At 57.7% G+C, this 13218-nt stretch carries 16 protein-coding genes; 5 read left to right on the forward strand and 11 right to left on the reverse strand.

The genetic code is table 11. The annotated features are described in order from the left end of the window. Positions 1-60: 60 nt before the first annotated feature. The 4 genes from lysC to AC6BYQ_RS25160 are packed head-to-tail and all read right to left on the reverse strand — an operon-like array spanning position 61 to position 1309. Positions 61-234 (reverse strand): Rz1-like lysis system protein LysC, encoded by a 174-nt coding sequence (lysC, locus tag AC6BYQ_RS25145; protein ID WP_172837464.1) that lies wholly within the window; start codon positions 232-234, stop codon positions 61-63. Beyond that, positions 215-595: a DUF2570 family protein gene (locus AC6BYQ_RS25150; RefSeq protein ID WP_063919837.1), complete on the reverse strand. Its 381-nt coding sequence runs from the start codon at positions 593-595 to the stop codon at positions 215-217. Before AC6BYQ_RS25150 ends, lysC begins: the two co-directional genes overlap by 20 nt. Continuing rightward, positions 592-972, reverse strand: coding sequence for an L-Ala D-Glu endopeptidase ChiX (gene chiX, locus AC6BYQ_RS25155; RefSeq protein WP_462933310.1), 381 nt, complete (start codon positions 970-972; stop codon positions 592-594). Before chiX ends, AC6BYQ_RS25150 begins: the two co-directional genes overlap by 4 nt. 10 nt (positions 973-982) lie before the next feature. After that, entirely contained in the window at positions 983-1309 is a 327-nt protein-coding gene (locus tag AC6BYQ_RS25160) for a phage holin, lambda family (protein ID WP_033643982.1), read from the reverse strand. Positions 1310-1601: 292 nt separating this feature from the next. On the opposite strand from AC6BYQ_RS25160, the gene chiB reads away from it, so the two are divergent. Then, positions 1602-3101, forward strand: a complete 1500-nt coding sequence (chiB, locus tag AC6BYQ_RS25165) for a chitinase ChiB (RefSeq protein ID WP_063919840.1) — start codon at positions 1602-1604, stop codon at positions 3099-3101. An 85-nt stretch (positions 3102-3186) separates the two neighbouring features. Here chiB and AC6BYQ_RS25170 read toward each other — a convergent pair whose 3' ends face one another. Then, complete coding sequence (locus tag AC6BYQ_RS25170) at positions 3187-4128, reverse strand: LysR family transcriptional regulator (RefSeq protein WP_019453871.1); 942 nt, start codon at positions 4126-4128, stop codon at positions 3187-3189. 404 nt (positions 4129-4532) lie between these two features. On the opposite strand from AC6BYQ_RS25170, the gene cbp21 reads away from it, so the two are divergent. Next, a complete protein-coding gene (cbp21, locus tag AC6BYQ_RS25175; RefSeq protein WP_019453872.1) occupies positions 4533-5126 on the forward strand; it encodes a chitin-binding protein/chitosanase CBP21 in 594 nt (197 codons plus the stop codon). Between the two features lie 67 nt (positions 5127-5193). On the opposite strand, the gene AC6BYQ_RS25180 is transcribed toward cbp21, so the two are convergent. From AC6BYQ_RS25180 to AC6BYQ_RS25205, 6 genes are all read right to left on the reverse strand, one after another. Continuing rightward, a complete protein-coding gene (locus AC6BYQ_RS25180) occupies positions 5194-6156 on the reverse strand; it encodes a sugar-binding transcriptional regulator (protein WP_063919842.1) in 963 nt (320 codons plus the stop codon). Between the two features lie 95 nt (positions 6157-6251). Beyond that, on the reverse strand, positions 6252-6908 hold the full coding sequence (gene dhaL / locus AC6BYQ_RS25185) for a dihydroxyacetone kinase subunit DhaL (RefSeq protein WP_063919843.1): 657 nt from the start codon (positions 6906-6908) through the stop codon (positions 6252-6254). A 3-nt stretch (positions 6909-6911) separates the two neighbouring features. Further along, on the reverse strand, positions 6912-7913 hold the full coding sequence (locus tag AC6BYQ_RS25190; RefSeq protein WP_498057684.1) for a dihydroxyacetone kinase subunit DhaK: 1002 nt from the start codon (positions 7911-7913) through the stop codon (positions 6912-6914). A gap of 29 nt (positions 7914-7942) precedes the next feature. Then, positions 7943-8713, reverse strand: coding sequence for an SDR family oxidoreductase (locus AC6BYQ_RS25195; protein ID WP_498057685.1), 771 nt, complete (start codon positions 8711-8713; stop codon positions 7943-7945). A gap of 35 nt (positions 8714-8748) precedes the next feature. Continuing rightward, positions 8749-10017: an MFS transporter gene (locus AC6BYQ_RS25200; protein ID WP_154746605.1), complete on the reverse strand. Its 1269-nt coding sequence runs from the start codon at positions 10015-10017 to the stop codon at positions 8749-8751. A gap of 66 nt (positions 10018-10083) precedes the next feature. Next, the gene (locus tag AC6BYQ_RS25205; RefSeq protein WP_063919847.1) at positions 10084-11196 is read right to left on the reverse strand and encodes an MDR/zinc-dependent alcohol dehydrogenase-like family protein; all 1113 of its coding nucleotides are present in this window, start codon (positions 11194-11196) and stop codon (positions 10084-10086) included. A gap of 318 nt (positions 11197-11514) precedes the next feature. On the opposite strand from AC6BYQ_RS25205, the gene rpiB reads away from it, so the two are divergent. The 3 genes from rpiB to AC6BYQ_RS25220 form a co-directional block, all read left to right on the forward strand. After that, on the forward strand, positions 11515-11973 hold the full coding sequence (gene rpiB / locus AC6BYQ_RS25210) for a ribose 5-phosphate isomerase B (RefSeq protein ID WP_198636237.1): 459 nt from the start codon (positions 11515-11517) through the stop codon (positions 11971-11973). A 193-nt stretch (positions 11974-12166) separates the two neighbouring features. Then, positions 12167-13117: a transaldolase gene (gene tal, locus AC6BYQ_RS25215; protein WP_019453873.1), complete on the forward strand. Its 951-nt coding sequence runs from the start codon at positions 12167-12169 to the stop codon at positions 13115-13117. Positions 13118-13135: 18 nt separating this feature from the next. Further along, positions 13136-13218: thiamine pyrophosphate-binding protein (locus AC6BYQ_RS25220; protein ID WP_134267863.1), on the forward strand; the 83-nt coding region annotated here is incomplete at its 3' end.

Raw genomic sequence — 13218 nt, forward strand, 5'->3', positions numbered from 1 at the left:
AAATACCGTTTTAAAAGTAAAAAAAGAAGGCCTGCGGGACGAGTCAGAGAAGCGCCGCCGTCAGTGCGACGGCAGCGTGGCGCGCCAGGCGTTGAGCGTCTCCACCTGGCCGGCGCAAATGTGTAACGAGGTTTGTAACGCCAGGGTATAGCTTACCGCATCACCCCAGGTCTCCCCCTGCAGCTGCGGCTGTTCGCAGGGCGCGAACACCGACTCAGGGGGCAACAGCGGCACGGCCTGCGGCGCCAGCGGCTGGGCGCAGGAGCTCAAGCACAGCGCCAGGCAGAGGCCGAGCGGCGCAGGGATCGTTTTTAATCGCTTCACGGTATTTCCTCTGATAAGCGTCGTGTTGCTGGCGCAGCTGCTGTTCCTGCCGCTGCTGCGCCGCCATCAGCGCGCGGTTTTGCGCGTCCTGAGTCTGCAAGGTGGCGATAAGCCCCGCCTGCTGCGCCAGGCTTTTCTGCAATTCCGCCGCCTGTTGCCGCGCGGAGGCCAACTGGTGCGACAACAGCGAGCTATAGCCGCCGAGGCAAATGGCCGCCAGCAACAGCAACAACAACCCGCCCTGCGCCAGCTTCTGCAGCCAGCCGCTCATGCCGGGTAGTCCCGAAACGGCAGCTGGAAGTGCGGGCCATCCTTGAGGGTTTTCCATTCGCCGCCCCATTCGACGTCGATACCACATTCACGCGCCGCGCGCCGTACCGCCACCGCAATCTGCGCATAGTAATCCCACTCCCAGGAGACCACGCCCGCCGGCATCGCCACCACGTCCACCGCATGGCCGGTCAGGTGGCGGCTGCGCAGCGTTTGGCTGCTGCCGGCACGCACCATTTCCCGCTGGCGTGCCATGCTGCGCAGCCCCTCGCTGACGGAAAACGGCACCAGTGAATAACGCAGCGCCAAACGAATAACGCGCACCAAATCCGGATGCACGCCACGCAGATTTTCTTCGCTGCGGGCGGTAAAGCGAATATCTTCGATGTCATTTAACATTTTTAAACCCCGTCTTTTTGCCGATGAATTTTTTAATTAAGGCGTTGATGTAATCCGCCCCCATAAAACCAATCAGTACGCTGGCCAAATTCGCCCAATTTAATTCCAGGCCCATCAGCGCTAACGCATCGCGCACCGTCCAGGCCAACAGCGCACACATAGCCGCATTCAATAAGCGTCGCCGAATGCCCACGTTGCGATAGGCGCCATGTAATAACGCCATCACGCCAGCCAGAATGGCGTTCAATACCGGCTGAAGATATTCACATACTCGCTGGACTATTAAGCCAACAGCGTCAGGCTCTATGCTGGACATAGCTCATCTCCTTTTTATTTTTAATTAAATGCCAATCACGGCCGGTGGGACATCGGATAATCAGAATCTAGTTAAGGATGCTATTACAAAGCAAATGAATAAATACAGGACCTATGGTCGAATTCATTCATGCTGAACGCTGGCACAACAGATTAGCGCCCGTGGATGTGACAGTTAATAAAATTTCATTATTATCGTGATTTATTTCGACTTTTGTTTTTACGAAAAATAAACATTAATGGCGGTGGGAAATACTTCCCCATCATAAAAACATCCACTCTGGAGAAATACCATGTCCACACGCAAAGCCGTTATTGGGTATTATTTTATTCCAACCAACCAAATCAATAATTACACCGAGTCCGATACCTCCATCGTGCCATTCCCGGTATCCAACATCACGCCGGCCAAAGCCAAACAGCTGACGCACATCAACTTCTCTTTCCTGGATATCAACAGCAACCTGGAATGCGCCTGGGATCCGGCCACCAACGACGCCAAAGCGCGCGATGTGGTCAAGCGCCTGACCGCGCTCAAAGCGCACAACCCCAACCTGCGCATCATGTTCTCCATCGGCGGCTGGTACTACTCCAACGATCTGGGCGTGTCGCACGCCAACTACGTCAACGCGGTGAAAACCCCGGCGTCGCGCACCAAGTTCGCCCAATCCTGCGTACGCATCATGAAGGATTACGGCTTCGACGGCGTGGACATCGACTGGGAGTATCCGCAAGCGGCAGAAGTGGACGGCTTCATCGCCGCGCTGCAAGAGATCCGCACCCTGCTGAATCAGCAAACCGTCGCTGACGGCCGCCAGGCGCTGCCGTATCAGTTGACCATCGCCGGCGCCGGCGGCGCCTTCTTCCTGTCGCGCTATTACAGCAAGCTGGCGCAGATCGTCGCGCCGCTCGATTACATCAACCTGATGACCTACGATCTGGCCGGCCCCTGGGAGAAGATCACCAACCACCAGGCGGCGCTGTTCGGCGACGCGGCCGGGCCGACCTTCTACAATGCGCTGCGCGAAGCCAATCTGGGCTGGAGCTGGGAAGAGCTGACCCGCGCCTTCCCCAGCCCGTTCAGCCTGACGGTCGATGCCGCGGTGCAGCAACACCTGATGATGGAAGGGGTGCCGAGCGCCAAAATCGTGATGGGCGTGCCGTTTTACGGCCGCGCCTTCAAGGGCGTCAGCGGCGGCAACGGCGGGCAATACAGCAGCCACAGCACGCCGGGCGAAGATCCGTATCCGAGCACCGACTACTGGCTGGTGGGCTGCGAAGAGTGTGTGCGCGACAAGGATCCGCGCATCGCGTCCTATCGCCAGCTGGAGCAGATGCTGCAGGGCAACTACGGCTATCAGCGGTTGTGGAACGACAAGACCAAAACCCCTTACCTGTATCATGCGCAAAACGGGCTGTTCGTCACCTATGACGACGCCGAGAGCTTCAAATACAAAGCGAAGTACATCAAGCAGCAGCAGCTGGGCGGCGTGATGTTCTGGCATCTGGGGCAAGACAACCGCAACGGCGATCTGCTGGCCGCGCTGGATCGCTATTTCAACGCCGCGGACTACGACGACAGCCAGCTGGATATGGGCACCGGCCTGCGCTACACCGGCGTCGGCCCCGGCAACCTGCCGATCATGACGGCTCCGGCCTACGTGCCGGGCACCATTTACGCGCAGGGCGCGCTGGTGTCCTATCAGGGTTACGTCTGGCAGACCAAGTGGGGGTACATCACCTCTGCGCCGGGTTCAGACAGCGCCTGGCTGAAGGTGGGCCGCGTGGCGTAAACCATAAAAAAACCCCGTAGCCGAATGCTGCGGGGTTTTCATTGAGTTAACCGTTTGATTTTCGCGTCCCTTCGTCTCTATTCCTTCAGTTATGGCACCATGGATAACCGCCATCCCGCACCACTTCGCGGCCCATCAGGCTGTAGACATCGCTTTTGCGCGTCAGCCGCTCATGCCACCAGTTAAACCCGGCGCCCTTGCTGGCCGGATGCCACGCCAGCCAAATCATTTCGTCGCCCTTTTGCATCTCCACCGGCACCGTCACCAGTTCACCGCTGGCTAATTCCTTTTCGATCAGCGCAGGCGGCAAAAAAGCGTGGCCGATGCCGCGCTTGAGCAGCGCCAGGTTGCTTTCCACATCGCATACCACCAGTTGACGCTGCAGAGGCAGCGTGCCGTGATTGCGTTTGGGCAGCTCATGGCTGCTGTCGGCGATCACTACCACGATATCGTTCAGCCGCTGCTTCTTGCATACCGGCTTTCTCTGCGCCGCGAACGGGTGGGAAGGCGATACACACATCACGAAATTGAGCTTGCCGAGCATCAGGGTTTTGGCCTGCACGCTGTCGGGGATTTGGCCGATGGCGATGATCAGATCCGCCCGGTTGTTCTTCAGCGCATCCCAGGTGCCGTTCAACGCTTCCCGCTGCACCGAGATATTGGCGTTCGGGCAATGTTGAATATAGTCGCGGATATCCTGCGTCAGCGTTTCCAGCGGGAAGAAGGTGTCTACCGCCAGGCGGATATTATTGTCCAGCTTGGGGATGTTGCGCACCCGGCTTTCCAGATCCTGCACCGCATTTAAAATCCAACTGCCTTCCTGCAGGAGAAACTCCCCTTCATCCGTCAGGGTAATCATAGGGCCATTGCGATGAAAAAGTTTCACACAGAGTTTGCTTTCAATATTGGAAACCCGATAAGAGATCGCCGAAGGCGTTTTATGCAACGCCTCCGCCGCCATAGAGAAAGAGCCGGTGCTCTTGATGGTGCTGATTATTTTAATCGCGTCCAGGGATAATCTAGTCATACAAATTCCTCTTTAAAATAAAATAAGAAAAATGACACTAAATTCCCGAGGTGGTGGCGCACAAAAATCGATCAAGTCGAACAAGGGTACTCAAGGCAACAAGCAATATACTTCATAAATGAGAGCGCTATCTTAAATACTATTCATCACTACATGATATAAATTTCATCATAGCGCCGTGTTTTTACACTGTGACAGTTAAATAAATTCAGCCTAACGATCAAAGATCGTCATCATAATAATTTTCGTTAATAGCCGTTAAAACATTCCGCTCTATCGCACAACCAGAATGATAAAAATAAAACAAGCCGACAAGAAGGGTTATTTCCAATTGCGTTATTAGTCTCTCATTTTGTCGGTGAAATACGCTCAACTTACAACATAATTTCAGTCAGGAGTGACTTATGAACAAAACTTCCCGTACCCTGCTCTCTCTGGGCCTGCTGAGCGCGGCCATGTTCGGCGTTTCGCAACAGGCGAATGCCCACGGTTATGTCGAGTCGCCGGCCAGCCGCGCCTATCAGTGCAAACTGCAGCTCAACACGCAGTGCGGCAGCGTGCAATATGAACCGCAGAGCGTCGAAGGCCTGAAAGGCTTCCCGCAGGCCGGCCCGGTTGACGGCCACATCGCCAGCGCCAACAAGTCCACTTTCTTCGAGCTGGATCAGCAAACGCCGACGCGCTGGAACAAGCTCAACCTGAAAACCGGCCCGAACTCCTTTACCTGGAAACTGACCGCGCGTCACAGCACCACCAGCTGGCGCTATTTCATCACCAAACCGAACTGGGACGCTTCTCAGCCACTGACCCGCGCTTCCTTTGACCTGACGCCGTTCTGCCAGTTCAACGATGGCGGCGCCATCCCGGCCGCTCAGGTCACCCACCAGTGCAACATACCAGCAGATCGCAGCGGTTCGCACGTGATCCTTGCCGTGTGGGACATAGCCGACACCGCCAACGCCTTCTATCAGGCGATCGACGTCAACCTGAGCAACTAATCCGTCAAAAGGGGGACATCTCTGGAGGGTTCAGCCTGGCGCTGAACCCTTTTTTTTGCAGGTGCCGCTATTGCGACATGTTGAGGATAGTGCGCACATTGAGCGCGCTGGTGGCGATAATATCGATGGCGCCGGTGCGCAATGCCCCCAGAATCGCCAGCGCCTTGGTATTCTCGGAAGCAATGGCGATCACACAAGGAATTTTGCGCAGTTCATCAATGCTCAGCCCGATCACTCGGTCATTCATCACCGTGTCGACGTGCTGCCCCTGAGCGTTGAAAAAGTCATAGCCGGCGATATCGCCGATCACGCCCTGATTAAGGCTGGCGTCGATAATCTCATGCGGCGTGAACCAGCCCAACTTCACCATGTAGCTGTTTTCATTCATATCGCCAATGCCAACCAGCGCCACATCGGCTTTACGGGCGCGATCCAGCGTTTCCTTAATCGTGCCGTTCTGCATGAAAGCCTCTTTCAACGCGCGATTTTCGACGTAGGCCGGCGCATAGAGCGTCTCGCTGCTGCCGCCGAACTTCTTCGCCAAACGCCGGCTGATGTGGTCGGCGTTGATCGCATCGCCCGGACGGTGCGTGCCGCCGATGCCGCAGATAAACTTGCAGTTGCGTTCCGTCACGCTGCCGACGTGATCGGCGATCGCCGCCACGTTGCGTCCCTGCCCGACCGCCAACACCATTTCGTCTTTCAACGACATTGCCAGATAGTTGGACACCAGCGCCGCCACCTGTCGCCGCTGCTCCTCTTCGTCCTGATGGTCGAGCGCAATCAGCGCGCGGCTGATGGGAAAACGCTCCAGCATTTGTTGCTCCAGCCGGGTACTGAATACCGGGTGATAACGCACGTTGATCTCGACGATGCCCTCTTCCTTGGCGCGTTTGAGCAAGCGACCGACTTTGATCCGCGAGATGCCGAACTTCTTGGCGATCTCTTCCTGCGTGATCTCATCCTGATAATAAGCCACGGCGATTTCAGTCAGCAGTTCGTTATCCTGGGACACAGTTTGTTTTTCCATCCGTTAGACGTTTCCCCACGGCAGGCCGGTTGATGATGGCGGAGGGACGATACGCCGCCCTCCGACAAGGCTGAATGCCCGCTAGTATAACGCGTTCAAGCGGCAACGGTATTCAGTCGTTGCTCCACCTCGTCCGCCAATCGGGTCAAGAGCAGACAACAAGAGACCGCACCGGCGTCCAGTACGCCGCGCGAACGCTCGCCCAGACGACTGGCGCGGCCGATTTTCGCCACCAGCTCGCGGGTGGAGTCCCGCCCGCGCTCTGCGGCGATTTTCATTTGTTCCAGCGCTGCGGCAAAGTCGTCACCGCGCCCCGCCGCTTGTTCAAATGCCGTTACCGCCGGTATCAGCGTATCCATCAGACACTTGTCGCCCACGCCCGCGCTGCTGATGTCCTGCAGTTCGCTCAATCCGCCGTGCAACATCGCCAGAAACGCCTGCTTATCCAGCACGCTGCGCTCACGAACGCTCTCCGCCATGCCCATGAACAGGCTACCGTACAACGGTCCCATCGAACCGCCGATGCCCTCCATCAGCGCATCCGAAACCGCATCGAACGCCTGCGCCAGCGTGAGCTCGCGGCCGCGAATGGCGTCGCCGCACATCGCGAATCCCTTCGACATATTAATGCCGTGATCACCGTCGCCGATGGCGCCGTCGATTTCGCTCAGGTATTCGCGGTTGCTGACAATGGTTTCTATCAGCCCCGCAACGATCTCACTGCCGTACCGGGTTGAAATTTGTTCCGTCATGATTCACTCCACCTGCGTTAAACCTAAGGATTGCGCCGGCATGTCCAGCAGCGTTTTCAGTTCGTCATCCAGCGTCATCAGCGTCAGCGTCACGCCCATCATTTCCAGCGACGTGAAGTAATTGCCGACGTAGCGCCGATGCACCCGCACGCCTTTCGCCGTCAACCGGCGCTCGATTTCGGCGTAATAGATATACAGCTCCATCACCGGCGTGGCGCCGAGCCCGGAGATCAGCAACGCCACCTCCTGGCCCTGTTCCAGCGGCATGTCGTTGAGCACGAAGTCGAGCATGGTGCCGGCCATCGCCGACGCCGACTGGATCGGCGATACCTCAATACCCGGTTCGCCGTGATGGCCGATGCCGATCTCCATCTTGCCGTCTTCGATATGAAAATTGGGTTTGCCGACCGCGGGAATGGTGCAGGAACTGAGGCCGACGCCGATCGAACGACACCGGTCGATGGCTTTTTGCGCCGCGCCGATCACGCCGTCCAGATCGTAGCCCTTGGCCGCCGCCGCCGCGCCGACCTTCCACATCAGAATTTCTCCGGCCACGCCGCGTCGCTTCTCGATTTCACTGGCCGGCGCCGAGGCGACATCATCATTGGCCACCACGGTTTTCACCCGCATGCCGGCCGCCGTGGCCTTCTTGATCGCCATCTTGACGTTCATGTTGTCGCCGGCGTAGTTGCCGTACAAACAAGCCACGCCGGCACCGCTGTCCGCCGCCTTGAAGGCGTCGAGAAACGCCCCCGCCGTAGGAGAAGAAAAAATTTCGCCAATCGCAACGGCGTCCAGCATGTTCTTGCCGACATAACCCAGGAACGCCGGCTCATGACCGGAACCGCCGCCGGTGACAATGCCCACTTTACCGGCGATCGGCGCCGCCGGGTATTTCAACACCCGCGCATTGTCGGTGGCGGCGTAATAGTTCGGATGGGCCAGCTGATAGCCCTGAATGGCGTCTTCCACTACGTGATCGGGATCGTTAATGATTCTGTTCATCGCGGCCTCTCTGTCGCCTGAATAAGGAATTATTGAATGGTGTATCCGCCGTCGACCACCAGGTTGGCGCCGGTGATCATCGCTGCCGCGTCACCGGCCAAAAACAGAGCGCTGGCGGCGATATCTTGCGGCTCAGCGAAGCGCCGCAGCGGAATTTTCTGCTTCATCTGCTCCGCTACCTCGCCAGACCAGGCTTTGCGCCCCAGCTCCGTCAAAACCACGGTGGGTGAAATGGCGTTGACCCGCACGTTGTACGGCCCCCACTCCAACGCCAGCACCTGGATCAAGCCGATAACGCCCGCTTTGCTGGCGCAATAGGCCAGGTGATTAGGCAAAGCCACTACGCCGGCCTGCGAGGCGAGATTGATGATGCTGCCGCCGCGCTGGCGAATGAAACGGCGCCCCACCGCCTGGCAGGTGAGAAACACGCCTTTCAGATTGACCGCCAGGGTTGCATCCCACGCCGTTTCCGGCAGCTCCTCGGCCGGATGCAGCGCGACGATACCGGCGCTGTTGACCAGCACGTCCAGCCGCCCGAAATGCGCTTCGGCCTGCGCCACCGCCCGTTCCACCGAGGCCGAATCGGTCACGTCAGCCACAACGCCCAACGCCGCCTCGGCGTGCAGTTGCCGCGCCACTTCCACCACCTGCGGTGCACGGTCAAGCAGCACCACGCGTGCGCCGTTTTGCAGATAGCGTTCGGCGATCGCGAGACCGATACCCGCAGCGCCGCCGGTAATCAACGCCACCTTGCCCTGCAGCGAGAGTTCGCGTGGCGGCGTAGTTTGATGATTAATCATAAATTTCCCCTTAAAACTGTGAACTTCACCATCGGTCAGGATATTTTCGCCAAACTCGCGCCGCGTTCTTCCGCCACCGTCGCGTTTTCCTTCGGCAGCGTGACGAATTTCATCAGCACGCCGCTGAACAGGTACAAGCCGGTAAAGATCCAGATCACGCCAACGGTGCCCAGGCTGCCGATAAACAGCCCCACCACCGCCGGGCCGACAAAGGTGCTCAAGCCGGCGCCCAGATTGAGAATCGACATCGCCGCGCCCTTATTGTCCGGCGCCAGCGACGGCATGATGGCCGACAATGGCACGAACGCCGCCAGGCAGGCGCCGAACAAACCGGCGGCGCAAACGGTCAGCAGGTAGTTGGCGCCGAAGAATTGCGGCACGTAGTAGAACATCAGCGTGGTCAGGGCGCAGCCGACGCAGCCGAACCACATCACCACATTGCGCCAGCCGAGACCGTCGCTGATCACGCCGAAAATCAGGTTGAAAATGATGTTGACCGTCCACAGCGCGGCGTACATCTGCAGCCAATGCGTACGGGTGAACCCCATATCCATCATGTACATCGGCATGAATACGACGAAGCCGTAAGCCGCAGAGGTATTAATGGTGCGCACGATGCCGCCCAGGCCGATCTTCGGGTTTTCGAACGCGATGGTGATGCCTTTCAGAACGTAAGCCAGCGAGGCTTTTTCCCGATTGCCGCGCTCCGCGGTGCCTTCGCTGCGATTGAGCATCAGCGCAATCACCGCGCCCAGCACGACGAAGATAAGCGCGCTCCACAGCGTGTGGATTTCGCCGAGATAAGGCAGCATGATGCTGGAATACAGCACCCCCAACACGCTGAGCCCGCCGCTGTAGACGAACCAGAAAATCCCCACCGCCGACCCCAGCCTTTCCGGCGGCGCTTCATACGCCACCCACACCAGAAAACCGTAAGCGAACAGCGGATAACCCAAACCTCGCAGCGCATAGGTCGGCACCATGATCGACAGGTTGTTGCTCGGCAACCCGAACGTCAGAAAACACACCGAACCGAACAAAAACAGCAGCAACCCCGCCAGCATGACTCGCCGGGCGGTGAAGATCTCCGCCAATACCCCGGAAAACCAGGCGGCGATTGCGGCGGCGAAGCCATAAACGCTGAACAACAACGCCGATTCTTGAATGCTAAGCCCCTTGCCGATCAAATAAGGCGACAGCCATCCTTGCTCCAGCCCTTCGCCCATCATGAACACCAGCACGCCGGCATAGCCCAGCAGCAATTTCGGTGACAGACCAATGCGATGAATCAGTCCATGCAACATAGAACACCCCAGCACATGTGATTATGGAGGCGCGGGCTCGCCCGCACCCGAGGAACGACGCAGGCTTCAGAGGTTTGGATTGAGCACCACTTTGATTGAACCCACGCCGCGCTTCATCAGTTCGAAGCCCTCGGCGAACTGTTCCAGCGGCAACGTATGCGTCACCACGCCTTCGGTCGGCAGATCGCCATTGGCGATGCCTTCGATCACCAGCGGGTAGCAGTAAGGGCCGAGGTGCGAACCGAGCACGTCCAGCTCCTTGCGGTCGCTGATGATGCTCCAGTCGACGGTCACCGGATCTTTGAAAACGGAAAATTCGACGAAGGTGCCGAGCTTGCGAATCAGCGTCAGGCCTTGTTCCACGGACTTTTGCGCGCCGGTCGCCTCGATATAGATGTCGCAACCGTAGCCGTCGGTCATCGCTTTAATGACCGCAGGCACGTCGTCACGGGTCGGATTCAGCGTCACATCCGCGCCGAAGCGCTTCGCCAGGGCCAGACGATCGTCGGACAGATCCAGCACCACCAGCTTCGAGGGCCCGGACTTTTTGATGGCCCCGATCATGCCCAACCCCAGGGTGCCGGCCCCGGCCAACACCACGACGTCCCCCAGCTTGATATTGGCGCGCTGCACCGCATGGAAGGAGCAAGCATAGGGTTCGATCAGAATGGCTTTTTCGATCGGCAGATCGGCCGGCACATGATAGTTGATCGCCTCTTTGGTGAACTTCATGTACTCAGCCATGCCGCCGTTGACGTTTTTCTGGAAACCGTACAGGTCATGCTTTTCGCACATCCAATACTGGCCGCGGTTGCAGAAGCGGCATTGCCAGCAGGGGACAATTTGTTCTGATATCACCCGATCGCCGATCTTGAACCCCTCAACGCCATCGCCATATCCCACCACGTGGCCGATAAATTCATGACCGGGGATCATCGGCGCCTTAATATACGCCGGCTGTTTTTCATCGCCCCAGAAGCTGGGCGCCCCCTCGAACGCTTTAACATCGCCGGCGCAGATGCCGCAGGCCTCGATCTTCACCAGGATCTCTTTCGGGCCAACCTTCGGTACCGGCACCTGTTCCAGGCGGTAATCTTTAGGAGCGTACGCCACTACCGCCTTCATGATCTCGGGGATACCGTCCGCCATTTTCGCCTCTGTTATGCAGGTCTGACACATAGCACTCTCCTCTGGTAGGGTGATTTCTTTTGATCATTAACACAAACAAAGAACAAATGAACACTAGCGCCAAGCGTTCAATTTGCCCACAGCGAACTTGTTAAAGTGTGATATCGCTCAAAAACCCACCTACCAAAGGATGAGTAACGCTTTAAAACCCTTAATTAGTGACACAAATCACCTTTTTAGTGGAACAAAGAAGAGCAATACGAAAAAACAAAAGATCATCAATTGAACATTTGATAAAACAGAGATACGGTAATGAACGTGGCGCCACCGAGGATCGCCGCCCTTTTCGTTATCAACCAGGAGACCGCTATGCTGCCTATCGCCATTGGCGCCGATGATGCCGCCATTGAACTCAAGGATCTGATCGTCGCCCACCTGCAACAACGGGATATCCCCGTCATTGACTACACGACGGATCGCGCCGCAGAAGCCGGGATCTATCCCGATATCGCCTATCGCGTCGCGCAGGCGATACGGGAGGAAAAACATCGGCGGGGGATCCTGCTGTGCGGCACCGGCATCGGCATGAGCATCGTGGCCAATAAAGTGCCCGGCATTCGCGCGGCGCAATGTCACGATACTTACTCCGCCCAACGGGCGCGCAAAAGCAATGATGCGCAAATCATCACGCTGGGCGCGCGGGTCATCGGCGCAGAGCTGGCGAAAACCATCGTCGATACCTGGCTGGAATCGGAATTTGAAGGGGGCGGTTCAGCGCCGAAGGTCGAACGAATCGGCTACTACGAAAACGTGGTCGGGCGGCGTTAAACCGCTTTCAGCCTCGATGGCGGTCGCGCGCAAACCGCGCTCCGCCTGGGTTTACTCGGCATCCATTGTTATTATCCATCGCAACAATCAGAAAAAGCGCATTTTCATTCCCGACCCGATGATGCAGTGTGTTCCCCCTATGATGAAAAAGGTTCTCATTTCCCTACGTTGAGCTTGGTCAAGGAGCTTATCAATGAATCAATTAGACGCACTCAAGCAGCTGACCACGGTGGTCGCCGACAGCGGCGATATCGAATCCATCCGCCAGTTCGAACCCCAGGACGCCACCACCAACCCTTCGCTGATCCTGAAAGCCGCCGCGCTGCCGCAGTACAAAGCGCTGATCACCGAAGCGCTGGAATATGCCCGCCGCCAGGGTGGCAGCAAGGAAACCCAGCTGATCAACGCCAGCGATAAGCTGGCGGTCAACATCGGCGTCGAGATCCTCAAAAGCGTGCCGGGCCGCATCTCCACCGAAGTGGACGCCCGTCTGTCATTCGATCGCGGCATGTGTGTCGCCAAAGCGCGTAAGCTGATCGCCATGTATCAAGAGCAAGGTATCGACAAATCGCGCATTCTGATCAAGCTGGCCTCCACCTGGGAAGGCATCAAAGCCGCCGAAGAGCTGGAAAAAGAAGGCATCAACACCAACCTGACGCTGCTGTTCTCTTTCGCTCAGGCCCGCGCCTGCGCCGAAGCCGGCGTGTATCTGATCTCGCCGTTCGTCGGCCGCATCTATGACTGGTATCAGGCTAAACAGCCTGCCGCCGACTACGATGCCGATCAGGATCCGGGCGTGAAGTCGGTGCGTACCATCTATGAATACTACAAGCGTCATCGTTACCAGACGGTGATCATGGGCGCCAGCTTCCGCAAGGTTGAGCAAATTCTGGCGCTGGCCGGCTGCGATCGTCTGACCATCGCGCCGAATCTGCTGGAACAGCTGAAAAACAGCGACCGGCCGGTTGAGCGCAAGCTGACCCCGTCTACCGAAGGCTTCCACCAACCGGCTCCGCTGGCCGAAGCGGAGTTCCGCTGGCTGCACAACCAGGACGCCATGGCGGTGGAGAAACTCGCCGAAGGCATTCGCCTGTTCGCCGTCGACCAGCAGAAGCTGGAAGACATGTTGGCCGCTCAACTGTAACCGTACTGGAGTTTCGTTATGTCTTCTCGTAAAGAGCTTGCCAACGCCATCCGCGCACTCAGCATGGACGCCGTACAAAAAGCAAATTCCGGCCACCCGGG

Source organism: Serratia sp. LTN-2 (genome assembly GCF_059740205.1).